This window comes from Cytobacillus sp. (genome assembly GCF_964223445.1).
GTDB lineage: Bacteria > Bacillota > Bacilli > Bacillales > Cytobacillaceae > Cytobacillus.
In genome coordinates this window covers 1-17373 of record NZ_CAXQGS010000147.1, presented here as the reverse complement: position 1 = coordinate 17373, position 17373 = coordinate 1, and the positions used below count along the sequence as shown (strand labels likewise).

General features: G+C 41.9%; 16 protein-coding genes. 3 read left to right on the top strand and 13 right to left on the bottom strand.

Annotation, left to right across the window (positions count from 1 at the left end; genetic code table 11):
• Positions 1-131: 131 nt before the first annotated feature.
• From ACEQ1T_RS25360 to ACEQ1T_RS25330, 7 genes are all read right to left on the bottom strand, one after another.
• Positions 132-785, bottom strand: a complete 654-nt coding sequence (locus tag ACEQ1T_RS25360; RefSeq protein WP_206839169.1) for a hypothetical protein — start codon at positions 783-785, stop codon at positions 132-134.
• Between the two features lie 37 nt (positions 786-822).
• Entirely contained in the window at positions 823-1920 is a 1098-nt protein-coding gene (locus ACEQ1T_RS25355; protein ID WP_370225334.1) for a nicotinate phosphoribosyltransferase, read from the bottom strand.
• 408 nt (positions 1921-2328) lie between these two features.
• Entirely contained in the window at positions 2329-5427 is a 3099-nt protein-coding gene (locus ACEQ1T_RS25350) for a DNA translocase FtsK (protein WP_370225332.1), read from the bottom strand.
• Between the two features lie 348 nt (positions 5428-5775).
• Positions 5776-6576 (bottom strand): DUF1444 domain-containing protein, encoded by an 801-nt coding sequence (locus ACEQ1T_RS25345; protein ID WP_370225331.1) that lies wholly within the window; start codon positions 6574-6576, stop codon positions 5776-5778.
• 249 nt (positions 6577-6825) lie between these two features.
• Positions 6826-7143, bottom strand: coding sequence for a thioredoxin family protein (locus ACEQ1T_RS25340; RefSeq protein WP_370225329.1), 318 nt, complete (start codon positions 7141-7143; stop codon positions 6826-6828).
• Positions 7140-8162 (bottom strand): PTS transporter subunit IIC, encoded by a 1023-nt coding sequence (locus ACEQ1T_RS25335; RefSeq protein WP_370225327.1) that lies wholly within the window; start codon positions 8160-8162, stop codon positions 7140-7142. The genes ACEQ1T_RS25340 and ACEQ1T_RS25335 overlap by 4 nt, the downstream gene beginning before the upstream one ends.
• A 172-nt stretch (positions 8163-8334) precedes the next feature.
• Positions 8335-8847 carry a hypothetical protein gene (locus tag ACEQ1T_RS25330; RefSeq protein WP_206839175.1) on the bottom strand — a complete coding sequence of 171 codons (513 nt, stop codon included), beginning with the start codon at positions 8845-8847 and terminating at the stop codon, positions 8335-8337.
• A 162-nt stretch (positions 8848-9009) separates the two neighbouring features.
• On the opposite strand from ACEQ1T_RS25330, the gene ACEQ1T_RS25325 reads away from it, so the two are divergent.
• Positions 9010-9456: a YtoQ family protein gene (locus tag ACEQ1T_RS25325; protein WP_206839177.1), complete on the top strand. Its 447-nt coding sequence runs from the start codon at positions 9010-9012 to the stop codon at positions 9454-9456.
• A gap of 21 nt (positions 9457-9477) precedes the next feature.
• Here ACEQ1T_RS25325 and ACEQ1T_RS25320 read toward each other — a convergent pair whose 3' ends face one another.
• Entirely contained in the window at positions 9478-9990 is a 513-nt protein-coding gene (locus tag ACEQ1T_RS25320; protein WP_370225325.1) for a DUF84 family protein, read from the bottom strand.
• 54 nt (positions 9991-10044) lie between these two features.
• A complete protein-coding gene (locus ACEQ1T_RS25315) occupies positions 10045-11118 on the bottom strand; it encodes a M42 family metallopeptidase (RefSeq protein ID WP_206839181.1) in 1074 nt (357 codons plus the stop codon).
• 233 nt (positions 11119-11351) lie between these two features.
• Between ACEQ1T_RS25315 and ACEQ1T_RS25310 the strand changes: the two genes are divergently transcribed.
• Complete coding sequence (locus tag ACEQ1T_RS25310) at positions 11352-11666, top strand: PepSY domain-containing protein (protein WP_009333347.1); 315 nt, start codon at positions 11352-11354, stop codon at positions 11664-11666.
• Between the two features lie 47 nt (positions 11667-11713).
• Here ACEQ1T_RS25310 and ACEQ1T_RS25305 read toward each other — a convergent pair whose 3' ends face one another.
• Positions 11714-12556: an MBL fold metallo-hydrolase gene (locus tag ACEQ1T_RS25305; protein WP_206839320.1), complete on the bottom strand. Its 843-nt coding sequence runs from the start codon at positions 12554-12556 to the stop codon at positions 11714-11716.
• Positions 12557-12721: 165 nt separating this feature from the next.
• Entirely contained in the window at positions 12722-13360 is a 639-nt protein-coding gene (gene trmB / locus ACEQ1T_RS25300) for a tRNA (guanosine(46)-N7)-methyltransferase TrmB (RefSeq protein ID WP_370225324.1), read from the bottom strand.
• A gap of 232 nt (positions 13361-13592) precedes the next feature.
• Here trmB and ACEQ1T_RS25295 point away from each other — a divergent pair, with 232 nt between their 5' ends.
• Positions 13593-13871, top strand: a complete 279-nt coding sequence (locus ACEQ1T_RS25295; protein WP_370225322.1) for a YtzH-like family protein — start codon at positions 13593-13595, stop codon at positions 13869-13871.
• 3 nt (positions 13872-13874) lie between these two features.
• On the opposite strand, the gene ACEQ1T_RS25290 is transcribed toward ACEQ1T_RS25295, so the two are convergent.
• Both ACEQ1T_RS25290 and pulA read right to left on the bottom strand, forming a co-directional pair.
• Positions 13875-14648: a phosphotransferase gene (locus ACEQ1T_RS25290; protein WP_370225321.1), complete on the bottom strand. Its 774-nt coding sequence runs from the start codon at positions 14646-14648 to the stop codon at positions 13875-13877.
• Positions 14649-15115: 467 nt separating this feature from the next.
• Positions 15116-17266, bottom strand: coding sequence for a type I pullulanase (gene pulA / locus ACEQ1T_RS25285; protein ID WP_370225320.1), 2151 nt, complete (start codon positions 17264-17266; stop codon positions 15116-15118).
• Positions 17267-17373: the final 107 nt, after the last annotated feature.

The following is a 17373-nucleotide window of genomic DNA, read 5'->3' as shown; positions in this document are numbered from 1 at the left end:
CTTAGAAGACATGCTCCCATGACTGTGCTGTTAAGCTTTTCCGCTGTCACTTTTATTTACTTACACGTTAATGTATTGAATCATTATATCATTAATCGAATCTAAAAACTATGTAACGTATTGCCAGCTATTTATTCCCCAGAAATAAAAAATAAAACATTAGATTTCAGGAAGGCTCTCCACGTAAGGTCAGGAACTTCTAATTTTGACTTCGAAAAGGCCTCCGTTAAACGGTTAACTGCTTCATAACTTTGAATAGAGATAAATGGTCCAATAGGAAGATCATACATCTGGATTGGTATTCTTCTGATCAAATACCACCCTTTTGACAGTTCCGGCCGGAACACCCCGTTCTGACTTAAAAGAAAAGGAGTGTTATCTTCTGCACGGGAGGCGGAAATTACCTTTTGACATACTTCTATAATCCTGATGGGTTCCATGACTGATGTCAAAAAGAGAGCCCCCTGAATGAGATCTGATTCTGAAAGCTCCCGGGAATTGTTTTTTAAGAACTGACTAAACATAGTTGAGCCTTGAATGGTTTTATAATCAAAGAGAAACCAATCCTGGAAAACCGCCTGCTGAATAGGCAAAAAAGCCGCTTCAGGATCAAGACCGAGCGTTTTCCGAAATAAATGCTTTGCGCGGACTTTCTCTCTGATATTAGCCGTCCGTTCCGTATAATCCCTGCTTAATGTGTATAAACGCAGAGCATTTTTCTCTCCCTGGAGTTGTTTAGCTTTACGAAAAGAATGTAAATCCATAATTGAGCCGTCCATATCCATTTTGGATGCTCCTTACTTTCTTGTAAATAGCGTTCTGTTATTCCACCTTTTCAAGGCGGGGGTTGGGACGATAACGGCGTCCTGCCTTAGCTGCATGCTTGCCGTCAATCAATACATTATCTCCAGTGAACCCTGTGGTGATCTTCAGCAGACTGCTTCCAATTCCATAGGTATCAACCGGAACACCCTGTTCTTCAAATTCGCGGATTCGGGATTCAGTAAAACCGCCGCTCACCACAATCTTCACATGTCCGAACCCTTCATCATCCAGCGCTTTCCTCAGTGCAAAAATCAGTTCTGCATTGACCCCGCGCGGGTCAAACGTTCCCAGCAAATGCTGATTTCTTAAGAAATATTGATCAATCATTGTTCTTGATGTGTCAACCCGGACACCTTTAAGCTCTTCGCCAAAGGTTCTTGCCACTTTCAGTGAATCGGTGATGGCATCATTATTGTAGTCTACCAGAGCAACTAATTCATCTTCAGGAAACGTCTCCTGATAAGCCTTCGTAGCCGCAACAATATCTCCCTCGAACATTTGGATCAATGCATGCGGCATTGTTCCCATGCCCTTTTTACCCCACCATTCATTCATGGCATGCGTTGCCTGGGCTGTTGCACCCCCAATAAAGGCTGCATAGCCATCTCCTGCCTGGGTGATATAATGATCATCCCGGTCCCCCATAAAGATGACCTGCTTTTGAACACCAGAAACACCTGCTGCTTTTACCACATTATATACATTCGTGGCAACTGAAGTTCTTCTGGCCAAAATGCCGTCAATTATTCCTTCGAGATATCCGAAATCCTGATATCTTCCTCTAATGGTCAAAACTGTTTCAAAGGGTGAAATCTTATCACCGTCTTTTAATGAATGGATTTCCAGATCATCCGGGCGGTCCGCAAATGTTTTTAATAGTGCAATGACCTCATCCGTACCGCATAGAACGGCATGATTCTTTTGGAAAAACTGCATGGTTACGATTTTATCTTCATGATATTTCTTAACAATCTCTCTTGTCTTAAGGAAGTATACCGCTGAAAACCAGCCATCTCTTACACGTTCATCGAATTTAAAAGTCTGGTTTGTCAGACGTTTAATTTCTCCTTTTACCTTCATTTCAATTTCCTTCATCCCTAAAGCTCCTTAGAAACACGAAAAGCGCAAGCGCCTTGCCCACCCCCGACCCTCGAGGGGGTAGGCGCTGGAGCTAGACAATTCTCGAAGTTCAAAAATATAGATACATTTATCCACAAAGAAAGCAGGTGTGCCTGCTGACTTGAGTTTGCAAGAAGCAGGCATCTATGCCGGCAGCCTGCCAGCTTAAGAATGCTTTCTTCGTTTATCGCAGTCTAACGAACAGTAAGCCCCCATTTCAAGACTCAGAGGAATCAATGGAGGATGAGGGGGCAAACTGCCCGTAAAGGCCCGATTGGTTCAACTAACAATCAGTGGGGATAAAGCCCCCCACTGATTGAAGTTTCACTTTATCGTAGTTGTTATTCATATTATTTTAAACATGCAAGTAAAGAATACCATGTATTAATTTAATGTACTAGTCTCATGTATGGATTCAAGATCAGCTTCTGTAATAAGGACATCCCTTGGTTTGCTGCCTCTATTTTCAGAAATAAACCCTTGTTTTTCCATCATATCAATCAGCCTGGCTGCCCTATTATAGCCTATTTTGAACCTTCTTTGCAGACTTGAAGTGGAAGCCGCTCCCTGATCAACAACAAATTCGCATGCTTCAAAAAACAGTTCATCCTCTTCTTCTATGGCATGGGCTTTTTTCAGAAGTTCTTCCTGTTCAAATAAGTAATCGGGATCGCGTTCCCTGCGTACATGGGCTACCACATCATCAATTTCTTTATCTGATACAAATGTCCCCTGCAGCCTCACTGGCTTGGAGGATCCATTTTCAAGGAAAAGCATATCCCCCCGGCCAAGCAGTTTTTCGGCGCCGCTTATATCAATGATTGTTCTTGAATCGATTTGAGATGATACGGAGAATGCAATTCTTGTAGGCACATTCGCCTTAATTAAGCCCGTAATAACATCCACGGAAGGACGCTGGGTTGCAATAATCAGATGAATGCCGCACGCACGGGCTTTTTGTGCAATCCGGCAAATGGCTTCTTCTACATCGGCCGGCGACATCATCATTAAGTCTGCCAGCTCATCAATTACAATGACCATAAATGGCAGCTTCTCTGAATATTGCTGTTGCTCTTCTGCCAGCTCATTAAAACGGTTTATATCCCTCACACCGGCATGGGCAAACAATTCATATCTGCGTTCCATCTCCTCGACAGCCCACTTCAAAGCAGCAGTTGCTGCTTTTACATCGGTAATAACCGGACTGACCAAATGCGGAATTCGATTATATGGGGCAAGTTCGACCATTTTTGGATCGATCAGAAGAAGCTTCAATTCATCGGGACTAGCCTTATACAGCAAGCTTACCAGGATCGTGTTAATACAAACACTCTTCCCTGATCCCGTTGCACCGGCAATCAAACCATGCGGCATTTTCCGTAAATCCGTCACAATCGGCTTCCCTGATATATCAAGCCCCAGCACTGCCGTTAATGGGGATTGGCCAGTCCGGAACTCCGGGGTGCTGATAATTTCACTAATAAATACCGGACGGCTGCTCTGGTTCGGAACCTCAATGCCTATTGTATGCTTTCCTGGTATTGGCGCTTCAATCCGAATATCCCTTGCTGCCAGACTCAGCTTTATATCATCTGAGAGGTTCGTAATTTTATTCACCTTGACGCCTGGTTCAGGCTGTACTTCAAACCTTGTTACAGAAGGTCCTTGCGTAACATTAACCACCCTCGCCCTGACATTGAAATTTTGCAGTGTGGAGTTTAACATCTGTTCCTGTTCGTAAAGCCAATCGGAAGCTTCCTCCATGATTACTGGCGGTGTCAGCAATGTCTGGGAAGGAAATTGGTAATAAAAAATTTCTTCATCCGCCAGATAATTCTGTTTATCCTCAGTTCGTACCGATTCCAGGGCAGGCGGTGACTGTTCTTCGATAGGCGAATGGTTCTCCGCTGGATGATCCTCGATCTTTTCTGCTGCAGCAGCAGACTGCTGGATATTTTCTGACGGAAACATAGCGATATTATTTTTTTTTTCATCAGACGGTCTTGCCATCTTATCCTGCTGATTCAGTTTTTTTCTGTCATTGTTCAGCATGATGACATTGAATGGAATTGACCCTCTTGATGAAGGCTCCTTCACTTCCTGAACATCTTCTTCCTGCTGCGGGTTTGACGCAGCATGCTTTGCTTTTGTTTCTAAGTATTCATTTGCATCTGCAGTCTGATTTCGCTCAGCATCCTCAGCCCTGTTTCTTTCAGAAATCAGTTCAGCCTGAGAAGAGAACGAGCCTGTTAATTTACCGCTATCTTCAGGATCGGAATTTAATTCAGCTTTATCAATCGTCTCCGGTCCTTCTGCATGTGAGTTTTCCTCTTCTAAGTTTATATGAATAAACTCTTCCGGATCACTTTTAGCATCAATCCCTAAATCATGAAGGAATTCATTTTTCTCTGCACCCTCTTCAGCTTCCGGCTCAAGAACGGCATGAGTGCTCAATTCGCTCTGTACTGAAAGTTCACCTGTGTATTCTCCTTTTTCTTCTTCATGCAGAGCCTCTTCAATCAAGTTTGCGAGTGATCTGCTGATTTCAGATTCTTTTTTATGACCGATGCGATCCTCACTATTTTGAAATTCATCGTCGGGCTTGGAAGATCCAGTCTGCCTGGCAGTTTCCTTATGATCTTGCCACGCAGGATGTGCTTCTTCTTCATGCACCTCTGTTTCTTGGTTATCTTCCGGAACTTCAAACATTAATTCAGACGCTTCACCTATTTTGTATTTTTTTGCTGCAGGCTCCTCTGTTTCCAATGCAGAAGCCTGTGCCTGGAAAGCTTCCAATTTATCGGAAATAACAGCTTTTCTTTCTTTATCTGAAACAGCTTCGGTTACTTTCTGCCGATTAGGAGGAACCTGCTGAATTTTGCGCATAACCTCATCGTATGTAAGTTCCCTGTGGTTATATTCCTGTTCCCCGTTATCAGATTTACCTTTCTGATCATTTGGCCGCGGTCTCTTAAATCCATATATCGGCGATGGAATTTCTGTTGGCTGGAAAGGCCTTTTCTTGTTGGCAGCCTCTCTTTCGTTACGGGTCAGAATTTTTTCTTCAGTGACAGGTAATGGCGCAGACTTTCTTTGCCGCTCCCTATCTGCGGAACGAGGCACCCTTTTTTCATGGATTGGAGTTTCAGCCTGCTTTCTCTGCCATTCCGTTTCTCCTGTCCTTGTATGTCTTTTTTCAGTTTTATTAACAGTCTTCCCACGATTATGATTCTGTCTATTATGATCCTGTCTATGCTGTCCCTTATTCTCCCGTTCTGCTTCATGGTCAGGTATGACCGGAAAACGGAATTGGCCTTTGGGATATTGATAGACTACTTTAGCATCTATGTCTCTTGAGCTTTCTTTCGTATTTTTAGAAGTCGGCTGTTTCTCATAGTTAGGCTCATCTGCATGTTCTTCAAATTCCTCATAATCTTCTTCATCATTTTTAAACATATGAAATAGCTTTTTAATCCAGCTCATTTATATCAACTCTTTCTATTAAAAACTTTGTTAGACTATCTATTTATTTTAGCAGTTATTCACAGATTTTGAATAAGAAATCCGAGAATGAGTCCTTATAAAGGCAGAATGGGTAATTTTACAAACAAACTAAAGGCTGCAGACATACTTTTGACTCAGGCGGGTGATTATAGATTCATATCTGGAAGTACCTGTCTTTTTACCCGATACTGCATGACTTTCACTTAAATTTACTGCTTTATATACCATTCGGCAATGATTCATCTCTCCTGGGGGTTTATTGTCTTGTTTTCAAAAGGAATCAGCTCGTTAAACAAAAAAGGACCACATTGCTGTGACCCTAAAAAACTACTTCTTCTTATTCTTACCCAAAATAAATATTGGTTCAAACTCTCCATTCTCATATAGAAATGAAAGGGACGTAATGGGAACTCTGCCGCTCGCAAAGAAACTCATAGTCATCTGGGCAAGAACGTCATAGCCTGTTTCATTTCTTATATCAGCAATGATCAATACGTCTTGATGCGGTACGGCAACGGCCATGGATCCTTCTACTTTCCTGCCCATTTCTTTAATAAAGGAATCATTCAGGATTCTGCTGGCATCATACCCATCATTTTTGTTTAAGAAATAGAAAGTATTTCCTGCAACAGTATCCGACTTCATATCTGTTGACAGGGATCTTACATTGAAAAGAGCCGTTTCTCTAATCCTTTCCGGATCCCATCCCTCTTTTTCCATTAGCTTTGCATCAATGAGGCGATACGTATTTCCGAGATCGAGCGCAAAGTAAATTCGTGTTTCAGCAGTATGTTCATCTGTCAAAAAAGGAATTCCTTCCTGCGACTCACCTGGAAAAGAAGTTGATCGGATGACTGGAAAAATATTTTTTTCATGGCCCGACAAATGGGCATCTTCCACCATTGCTTCCAGGCCTTCCTCTACATAATAAACGACTTCGTCAATCGCTTTTTCCTTTTGCTCCTGCCATTTAGCAATAATACCTGGAAGAGAGATGGTAATTCCTTTTCCAGTGTCCTTATTTTCAATCCTGAGCTGATCTTTTTCCCTGTCAAAAGAGAAAGTCCGGTTCTCTTTTGCTAAGCGCTGCTCCAATTCATTTTTCATCTTTTTGCTATCCATTTTCATATATAAGCCCCTCCTTATGGGGATTGATTTCCGACTATCATTTTACACTAATAAACCCTCCTGCTCAAAAGAGATGCAGGAGGGTCTATAAGCGGAAGCGCCTTGCCCACCCCCGACAAGCACAAGTCGAGCCTCACGGAAAGGCGTACTTTGCCTTTTTGGGAGGAGCGGCTTGTAGGCTCGAGGGGGGTAGGCTGCTTGCGCTAGACAGTTATCAAAGTAAAAAATTGAACACTACATGTAATAGGATTAGTTTTCCAGAGTTTGAATAAAATTCTCAATTTCTTCCTGGGTTTTACGGTCTTTGCTGACAAAGCGGCCGAGTTCCTGGCCATCCCTGTATCCAATGAAGCTTGGGATCCCAAAGACATCAAGCTCAATGCAAAGATCAATGAATTGATCGCGATCTACATAAATAAAAGTGTACTCATTATATTTTGCTTCAATTTCAGGCAATATCGGTTCAATAACCCGGCAATCTGGACACCAGTCAGCTGAAAACATGAAAATATGTTTCCCATTGCTGTGCATCTCCTTAAATTGTTCTTCTGATTCCAGTTTTTTCATTTTCTTTCGCCCCCTGTGCTGATATGCATGTCTCCATGTTGGATCAAGCCTTTTCTCCTCATATATTCAGATAATATCAGGCTGATAACTGCCGGTCCAATAAAATGCAATATAATGACCTTCATCCAAACATCTGAACCAAAGCCCATCGTTGTAAAAGTCATTATCTGGCCAACCAGCCCGCTTGTACCCATTCCCGCTCCAGCAGCATTGTTTTCCATTAGCCAGATAGTTGTTCCAAAGGGTGCGAGAACAGCACCGGCAACAGTTGGAGGAATGAGTATGCGCGGATTTTTAATAATGTTGGCTACCTGCAGCATGGATGTTCCAATTCCAATCGCTACTAATCCGCCCATCTTGTTTTCCCTGAAGCTGCTCACTGCGAAGCCGACCATTTGCGCTGCACAGCCAATCGTAGCAGCTCCTGCTGCAACACCGTGCAGATCAAGCATAAGCGCAATAGCGGCTGAAGAAATGGGAGCCGTTAAGGCAAGGCCCATTAATACCGCCACAATGATGCCCATGATGATTGGCCTTTGCTCTGTCCCCCACATGATCAAGCTGCCAAAGCTCTTCATTCCATAATCGATCCCTGGGCCAATTAATGTTGAAACGATATAACCAGTCACAATTGTAACAAGCGGTGTTACAATGATATCAACCTTTGTTTCCTTACTGACCAGTTTTCCAAGTTCTGTGGAAATAAGAGCTGCAGCGAAACTCCCTGCCGGACCACCAAGAGCCGCACCGGCAGCACCGCTGGCAATGGCGGAAAAGATAACAAGCGGCGGCGCATTAAGTCCGTATGCAACTGCAACGCCAATTGCAGGGCCCATCAGCCCCATAGCCAGAGTGCCCATATCCTGCAGGTATTTGATTTCAGTTTGTTCGCCGATTGTCTTAATAATCAGCCCAATGATCAGCGAAGCGAATAATCCAAGCGCCATACTGCTCAGGGCATCTATAAAATAGACTTTAGGTGAAAGGGTTACCCCTTTTCTATTCAGAAAGGCTCTCATTATTTTCCCCCTATGTAAAAGTTCTGCAACTATAAGATAACACATGTAAAGACACTTGTAATATAAAATCTTTTGTATTCTTATTGTTCTTTTAATAGAGGTTTTCTATCATATTTATTAAAAATTAATTCCTTAAAAAACAAAACAAAAACGAAGGACATCACCCTTCGCTTTAGTTCTTCACCTGGACAGAATTAGCTATCTCCATCATCGCAGCAGCCTCAGAGGATAAATTTCCGGTTGCAGCCTGCGTAGATAATTTTACACCGCCAATCCCGACGACTAATTCATGTTCGTCTTTTTTTCCGCTGTCGATTAACAGGAAGCCATGATGTCCATCTTTTGCAAACGTCTCTTTAACTTCAAATTCATCTTTCTGCTTTAGGGTAGCATCATAAACAATCTTGCTGTCCGGACCTTCATGCTGGTTGTAAAACAGGATATACCGTTTGGAGCCATTTTTTAAAATGATGTTATTTGGACTTTCCTTTTCTACTTCGTAGCCAAAAGGCAAATAATATTCTATATCTTCAAACTCATGGTTTGTCTTTTCAGGTGATTGGTTAAATGTTTCCTCTGCAGCATTCTTTGCGGCGGTTTGCTCTTCTTCCAACGATGCTGAACAGGCACTGAGCAGTATTAATGAAATAAATAAGAGCAAGGCTGCGGTAAATCTTTTATGCACTTTAAAGTCCCCTCCTTGCATGGAATCTCATATCCTTCCCTATCATACATTTCTTCTTAATAGTCTGACAACCCTTCAGGTCAGGATTGAGAGCCTTTTCACTGCGTTACTTCTTAGAAGAAATGTTAAAATATAAGAATATTGCATAAAGGAGGAAAAAGAATGGAAATAACCGTCTACTTAGCAGGTGAGATACATTCCAATTGGCGCAATGAATTAAAGGAGAAAGCTAAATCACTTCAGCTTCCTGTTCATTTTACAGGGCCAATGGAAAACCATGACCGTTCTGATATGATCGGAGAGGAAATTCTCGGGAAGCAGCCGGATGCAATCTTCCGTGATGAAGCCGCTTCAAGCATCAATAACTTAAGAACCCAGCTTCTTATGCAAAAAGCAGATCTGGTGATTGCTTTGTTTGGTGAAAAGTATAAGCAATGGAATACTGCCATGGACGCAAGTGCAGCTGCTGCACTTGGAAAACCGCTGATCCTCATCCGCCCTAATGAGCTGCATCACCCTTTAAAGGAGCTTTCAAGTAAAGCAAATGTGACAGTTGAAACGGTCAACCAGGCCTTGAAAGTTTTGTCATACATCTTCGAAACCGAATAGAAAAAGGGGGCTAGCACCAAGCTAGCCCCTTTTTCTATTTTCATATTGCCCTACAAGAAGCTTCATGACATGTGAGAACATGTCAGCACGATTAATCTGCCCATTTGTAAAAATACCAACAGCTCCTTCATGTTTTCGGACATTTTCTTTTTTGGCGTAATCATCCATTACAGGGCCAAGTTCTTCGCCAGCCAAAAGCCGGGCTGCAACCCCATCTGGAAGAGGAATCCTGGCTCCGCCAGCAATAATAGGAGGATGCCCTTTTTCCGCCAGAGCCCCCCAATTACAGAGAAATAGCCCGTAATCTGTTTTCTGCACACCGCCCTCGAGGCCAATGCCAATTTGTCCGCCGGATGCTTGGAGTGCTCCATATGCTCTGTTAATGGCCCCTTTTATGGTTTCGTCGTCCGAGAATGGCTGGTCGTTCACTCCTGAGGGCACATTTTCAGAAATAATTGCAGCTTCATAATGGCTAAAAGCAGTTTGTACTGCCAAAATCTTTGCGGGATTTTTTGAACCAATGATGACTTTCATGAGAACTCCTTTCATATTACAGGAAAAAGAGACAGCATCTGCTGTCTCATCTGCTTAACTGTTTTGACGGATGGTATCTACTGTTGAACGGTCACAAGCCTTTACTAGTTTTACAAGCAATTCTTTTGCCGCTGCATAATCATCGACATGCACAATAGATGCATGTGTGTGGATATAGCGGGAGCAAATGCCGATTACGGCACTTGGAACACCTTCGTTGGATACATGAACTTTTCCGGCGTCTGTTCCGCCCTGTGAGATGAAATACTGATATGGGATGTTGTTCGTTTCGGCTGTATCCAGTACAAATTCCCTCATGCCCCGGTGCGTTACCATTGAACGGTCAAGTATCCGCAGCAGAGCTCCTTTGCCTAAGTGTCCGAACTCGTTTTTATCCCCGGTCATATCGTTGGCAGGGCTTGCATCCAATGCAAAGAAAATATCAGGATTGATCATATTCGCAGCTGTCTGTGCACCTCTTAAGCCAACCTCTTCCTGAACAGTTGCTCCGGAATAAAGAATATTGGGAAGTGCTTCATTCTGGACTTCCTCTAAAAGTTCCACCGCCAAACCACAGCCATAACGGTTATCCCATGCTTTCGCCAGGATTTTCTTTTCATTTGCCATTGGTGTGAATGGACAAATCGGCAGAATTTGCTGTCCTGGCTTAATGCCTATTCTTTTTGCATCTTCGCGGTCATCTGCACCAATATCAATCAGCATATTCTTCATTTCCATCGGCTTGCTGCGCTTTGCTTCGTCTAAAAGATGCGGAGGAATTGAACCGATAACTCCTGTTACAGATCCATTATCCGTAATAATTTGGACTCTTTGTGCCAGCAGAACCTGGCTCCACCAGCCTCCCAGTGTCTGAAAACGGATCATGCCATTATCAGTTATAGAAGTGACCATGAATCCAACTTCATCCATATGGCCTGCCACCATTACAGTCGGGCCGCTCTGATCGCCTCTTTTTACGCCGAAGATGCCTCCAAGCTTATCCTGAACGACTTCTTCTGTATACAGGCCGATTTGTTCACGCATGAATTTTCGTACTAAATGCTCGTTGCCAGGTGCCCCTGGCAACTCTGTCAATGTTTTAAAAAGCTGCAATGTTTTTTCGTTCATTATTCTTCTCCTTTATCACTTTCCAATTTGGCTATGCAGATATGTATAATTTCATTTTACAGAACTTTCATACGTCTTTCCACCATTTCAGGCAGGAAACTTCGGTTGGCGAAATTTAAGCTGTGTATTATTTATTTTAGTTCATGCCTATTTTTGATAAGATAGAATTGGAAAACAGAAAAAAATGTAAAAATGAACAGCCTTTTTTATCATCAGCCTGGGGAGGTGCAATTATGAATTGGAAGTCATTTATGTTAGGTGTTGGGGTTGGTTTGGCAAGCGGATACGCAGCAAGGGAATTGCTCTCGCAAAAAACTGCTGTTTCCCCGGAGAAAGCTTTGGCGAATGCAAAGGATGCATTTAAACAGGAAGGACCGATAAGCGGATCATGGATTCATATGAAAGCTGAACCTTATGAAAAAGGACATTTAAAATATCAAGTTTATAAGGGCGGCATATCGAGGTTTTCAGGTGAAGAAGCCGAGCAATATGAATTCATTGCCGACGCAGAAACTGGAACCATTTTGGACGTTTTTCCACTTCATTAATCATCAGCAGCCGAGTCTGTATTAAAAAATCCCCGGACGGGGATTTTTTAACTTTGTTTCTTTTCCACCTTCTCAAGCATGTTTCCCGATTCATCCCACTTGACTGCCCGGTAAAAAGCATCATGGTAAAAAGTGAACCATGCATTTTTTTTCAGCCCGTATCCAATCCATTTTTCCTTGGCGCTTATGGAATCCATCGGGTAGTCATCGTAAGCGAGAACCCATAGTACATTTGCATGGGCATGAGTCGGCATGATATCAGCCATATGAATGACGGTCTCATCCTCATCTTCTATAACAAGTATTGAATGTCCATCACTATGGCCGCCTGTATGCACCAATTTAATAGGTCCGAGCGCCCACTCTCCTTCAAAGACTTCCACTTGATCCTGAATAGACTCCCAGTTTTCTTTCCAATATGTATTCCTTGAGCGGATATTAGGATTTTTCATTTCTTCCCATTCCACTTGTGATGCAACGATTCTGGCATTTGGAAATACAGAAGAAAATTTTCCTTCTTCCGGTTTGGTCAGTCCGCAGGCATGATCGAAATGAAGATGCGTCATAAGGATATAATCAATGTCCTCGGATGACAAACCGTGCTTGGCTAAATCCTGTTCTACAAAAGACTCTTCAAGCGCTCCGAAATTCCTCTTCTGTTTATCATTCAGCTTCCCGTTTCCAAGACCCGATTCGACTAGAATATTTTTACCGTCAAATTGAATAAGGATGGGATCTGTTCTAAGTTCGATCTGATTATTTTCATTGCAGGGATATCTTTTAGACCACAAAGGCTTAGGGACTACTCCAAACATGGCCCCTCCATCAAGGTGTGTGACACCTCCGCGAAGCCAGTACAGATTTACGTTCTTTAACTCCAATGCTTCCATCATTATCTCCTCCATTTAAGTTTTCTGAGCAAGCGCTCGCTTTCCCTATATCTCATATTAACATTTAAGCGCTTACTTATAGAAATATTTAGATTATTTAACACACATGCTAACAGCCAATATTGCAATATCAATAAAAAAGCCTATCCATCTGGATAGACTTGCTTATCTGTATTGGGCTTCACATCGGAATATACGGCTCCCCCTTGAAGAAAACTTCTCTTCATATTCGGTCATTATGTTTCCTTCATAATCGCTATTGTGAAGGTCCAGGCTGACAAATGTCAGAAGCATGCCGTACTCGGAGAAACTCATAAGAGATGATTCAAACAATCCCTGGTTATCAGTCTTAAAGTGAATTTCTCCCTTATCTCCAAGGATATCTTCATAAATCTCCAGGAAGCTTCGATAAGTCAGCCTGCGTTTTGCATGGCGTTTCTTTGGCCATGGATCTGAGAAATTGAGGTAGACACGATTGACTTCGTCTTTTTCAAAGTAATCCCGAAGATCATTGGCATTCACATTCAGAAGCTTTACATTTGGAAGTTCATCCTCGATGATACGATCGAGAGCAGTGACAATGACGCTTTCAGCCAGTTCAATCCCAATATAGTTGATATTCGGGTTTGCTGTTGCCATACCAGTTATGAAGCGGCCTTTTCCTGTCCCAATTTCTATATGAAGGGGCTGATTTTTATCGAATGCTTCATTCCACTTTCCTTTATATTTTTCAGGTTCTGAAATTACATATTGCGGATATTCGGCTAATTTATCTTTCGCCCAAGGTTTATTTCGCTGTCGCATTATGACACTCCTAAAAATTAATATCGTTCAAACAATATCATGCCTATCAAAGTGATGCAACTTTAATTTAAGGGGAATTACTGAATTGTTTCATCCCTTGTTTGTAGTTTAACCCAATGGCATCCAAACACCTAAATTACAATCGCCAATGAATAAATAAAAAAGGAATCCACAACCTAAAAGTGAATTCCTTTTGTTTTTATTTTCAGGTTCAATAGAAAGGATGTTATTCATGCCGCTTGGATACCAGGATCAATTAAATTTATTAAAAGATATTTTAAGCAATCATCAGACAGATTGCTGTGGCTCTGTTTCAGAATGTGAACAATTGGAACGATTGGTTAAATCATTAATGATCAACGGAAACATTAATCAAAACGTTAAAACAGTATTAGAAGAAATTTATGAATACAGTCAGCACGGGATCAATTCTTCCCAATTGGATACTCACATTGAATCGCATCAGAATGAATTATCACAATGGGTACAGGATATTGATCAATTTTCGTAAATCCTAAAGCAGTTCATCCAGGTAGGAAAGCCACTTGTTCATTTCCTGGTATCTAAATTTATTTTTATGCCATTGAATAGATGTCAAAGTCTGTGCAATCACATACCATTTCATGCGGAGCAGCAAATCATCTGACAATTGAATGCCATATCGCTCAAGCCAATTTGGCCATTCTTCTTTAGGAATATACCAATACAATAGCATACCCAGATCAATGGCCGGATCTGCTATCATGGCTCCATCCCAATCAATCAAGTACAGCTGGTTGTTTTCCGAAAGCAGCCAGTTGTTATGATTCACATCGCAATGGCACACCGTATTTTCCTCACAGCGGATATGTGAAACCTCTTTTTTCAGGAAATCGACAGACTGAATAACGGCAGCCTGCTCCTTCAGGTCACAATCCAGTTCTTCCCCAATCAAACGCAAAAGGGTTTCGGGCTGCAGCGGAGACTTTCCCATTCTTGTCAGCATACCAAGCAGCGGCTTTGAAGAATGAATTTTCCTCAAAAGCTTTGCTACGCTTTCCTGGTTCATGTCAGAAGCTTTGAGCTCTCTTCCATTAAGCCATTGCTGGGCAGTTATTACGTCCCCATTTTCCATTCTTTTTGTCCAGATAAGTTTCGGGACGATTCCTTCCGCAGACAGAACCGCCAGGAAAGGTGAAGAGTTTCTTTTAAGAAAAAGCCTCTGCTCTTCGTGCTTTGCGTAGAAGGCTTCCCCTGTCGCCCCTCCGGCGGGAACAATCTCCCAGTCATGTCCAAATAAATGTTCCAAAATTGTTCACCTGCAATTTAGTAAGCCATTGGTTGTAAAATAGCTTGAGTTGAAAAATAAGCCCTGTTTTTTGCAGCAAGACTTATTTTGCCATGGCCGATAAAAAGGCCTTTGCTTAGTATTGATGAGTTCTATTTGAATATAAGGCATTTTCGTAAATATAAGCTGTTTATCAGGTTAATCAAGTAAAGCACCTATAAAGCACAAAGTAACCGGGCAAATGCCTAATCAGCAATGTATTGGGAGCTTAAAATAAAAAAAAGAGCTATTGATGTAAGTTTCTCACAATAGCCATCTTTATAAATTTTATTCTTACTGGCTTTTTTCGTCAAGTGCATCTATTTAGGTTTACGGAATATCATCAGAAAAATTGAAGATTTTTCTGGTCGATTCATCAGTATTTTCAATTTAAGGATAATGTTTGCAGAAAATAATGCTAAACAGCCCGATTGCATCTCAGTTTTCTTCTATTTTCTGCAAACCAATACATATGAACACAATGGCGGCATTTCAAATCTGGTGTTAATCTTGCGAATAGTGGATATACCGGCTTCACGTTCATCCGCAATAAGGTCCCAAGCCCCTTCGGGGAGAAAAATTTCTTCTTTCGTCATTAGAGGATTGATAAAAACGGCGGCATCGCTGCACTCGGCATTTTGTTCACTGCTTGTTAACACATAACCTATTAGCGGTTTTTTTATATCCAGAAACCTCATGGAATTCCGTATCATTTCTGCATTGGCAAGCCTGAAAAGAGGAATTGACCTTCTAATGCTGATCATCCCTTTAATATACTTAACATTATTTAAGTAAATGGATTTCCTCTCCCAATCCAGATTATTGATGGAGTCTGGGGCACGGTAGCTGTTTCCATTTCCTGCTTTGGTCCGAAAGAATTCCTGTCCGCTATGCAGAAATGGAATTCCCTGTGAAAGAAGTACGATTGCAGTTGCCAAGCGGTGCTTTTGCTGCTTCACATGATGATCCGCATTTTCAGAACAAACTTGTATTTTATCCCACAGAGTATGATTATCATGGGATTCTACATAATTTACAGATTGAGATGGGGAAAGGAAAATGCCTTTTTCCTTTTTTTCAAGGCCTATACTTCCACCCAATACCTGCTTTGCCGCATCATAGTAATGGTCATTCCCCAATGCATATCCTTTATCATATAAATTAAACGTACTGCCTTTGATGGAATCTCTGAACCAGTCATTGAATTGGCCAATTCCCGGCATCTTTTCCTGATTGCGGATGCTTGCTTTTTGGTCATCCGGTATAGGGGTATTCAAATCCCATCCCTCGCCAATAATAATGACGGATGGGTCAATCGACTCCGCATTCTGGCGAACATCATTCATCGTTTCAATATCGAGGATACCCATCAAATCAAACCTGAGCCCATCAATTTGATATTCCTTCATCCAGTATGTTACAGAATCAACAATAAATTTCCGTGCCATCATGCGTTCAGAGGCAAAGTCATTTCCAACCCCGGTACCATTTGACGGCATTCCATATTCATCATGCCGGAAGAAATAACCCGGTACGATTTTTTCAAAAGAAGAATGCTCGCGAATATAAACATGATTATAGACTACGTCCATAATGACTCTAAGTCCCTGAGAATGAACTGCATGAATTAAGGCTTTCAATTCTCTGATCCGCGAATATGGATCTAGAGGATCAGTAGAATAACTTCCTTCCGGAACATTAAAATGGAGCGGATTATAACCCCAGTTGTATTCTTCTTTTGGACTTTTTTCATTCACACCTTCAAAGTCATGGACAGGCAGAAACTCAATGTGAGTAATACCGAGCTCCTTGACATATGACAGGCATGTCAGCTCCCCATCTCTGCCAACTGTGTTTGTCTCTCCCGCTCCTAAATAGAGGCCTTTATTTGCTGCCCCGCTCTCGGGATGAATGGTAAAATCCCTAATATGTGTTTCATATATGATGGCATCTGTCGGCTGCAGAAGCGGCGGAAGCTCCGGCTTCTTTATTTTAGTATTTTCCAGATTGACTACCGCACCATATTCCCCATTTATAGCTGAAGATACTGCGTATGGATCAACAGCTTCTTTCCACTCCAGATTAATGCATACAAGAAAAGAATAAAGAAAACGATCCAGGTCTCCTTTTACTTCACAGCTCCAGACTCCTCTTTCTTCTCTCGCCATCTGAATAAGCTCAGCTTCCTCCTCCAATGCTCCTTTAAGCTTAAGTTTTACCTTTGCAGCTGTCGGAGCCCAGAGCCTGAAATGCGTCTTTTCTTTGCTGTACGAGAACCCCAGTGGACCATCATAATAGAATTTCTCATCAAAATCACTTGTTCGAATAACGGCACCAATTTGCAGATCTGTTTTTCCTCCATATTCATCCACTACCCAATATTGTTTCCCGAATTCCACTTCATGATCTATTCTGCATGTATATTTAATGGCATCCTCAATCGGCATGCTTTTCAATATTTCAACAGGAAGCTCTTCTTCCCAGTCAGTAAGGAGAGAGAACCCGGAAGAACGTCCCTGATGATAACTGAAAGGAAGAATGATCGTAATGAGGTGCATTTCGTCTAAGTATGCATTAAAAGTCCGTTCAATCGTTATCATTCCGAACTCATCTCCTTTACTTGGTCGGACGGTAATTTAAGAGCAGCTCTCTCCTAAAATCATCACCCATCTTTTACAGTTCCTATAATTACAGGAAGGGCTTCGGG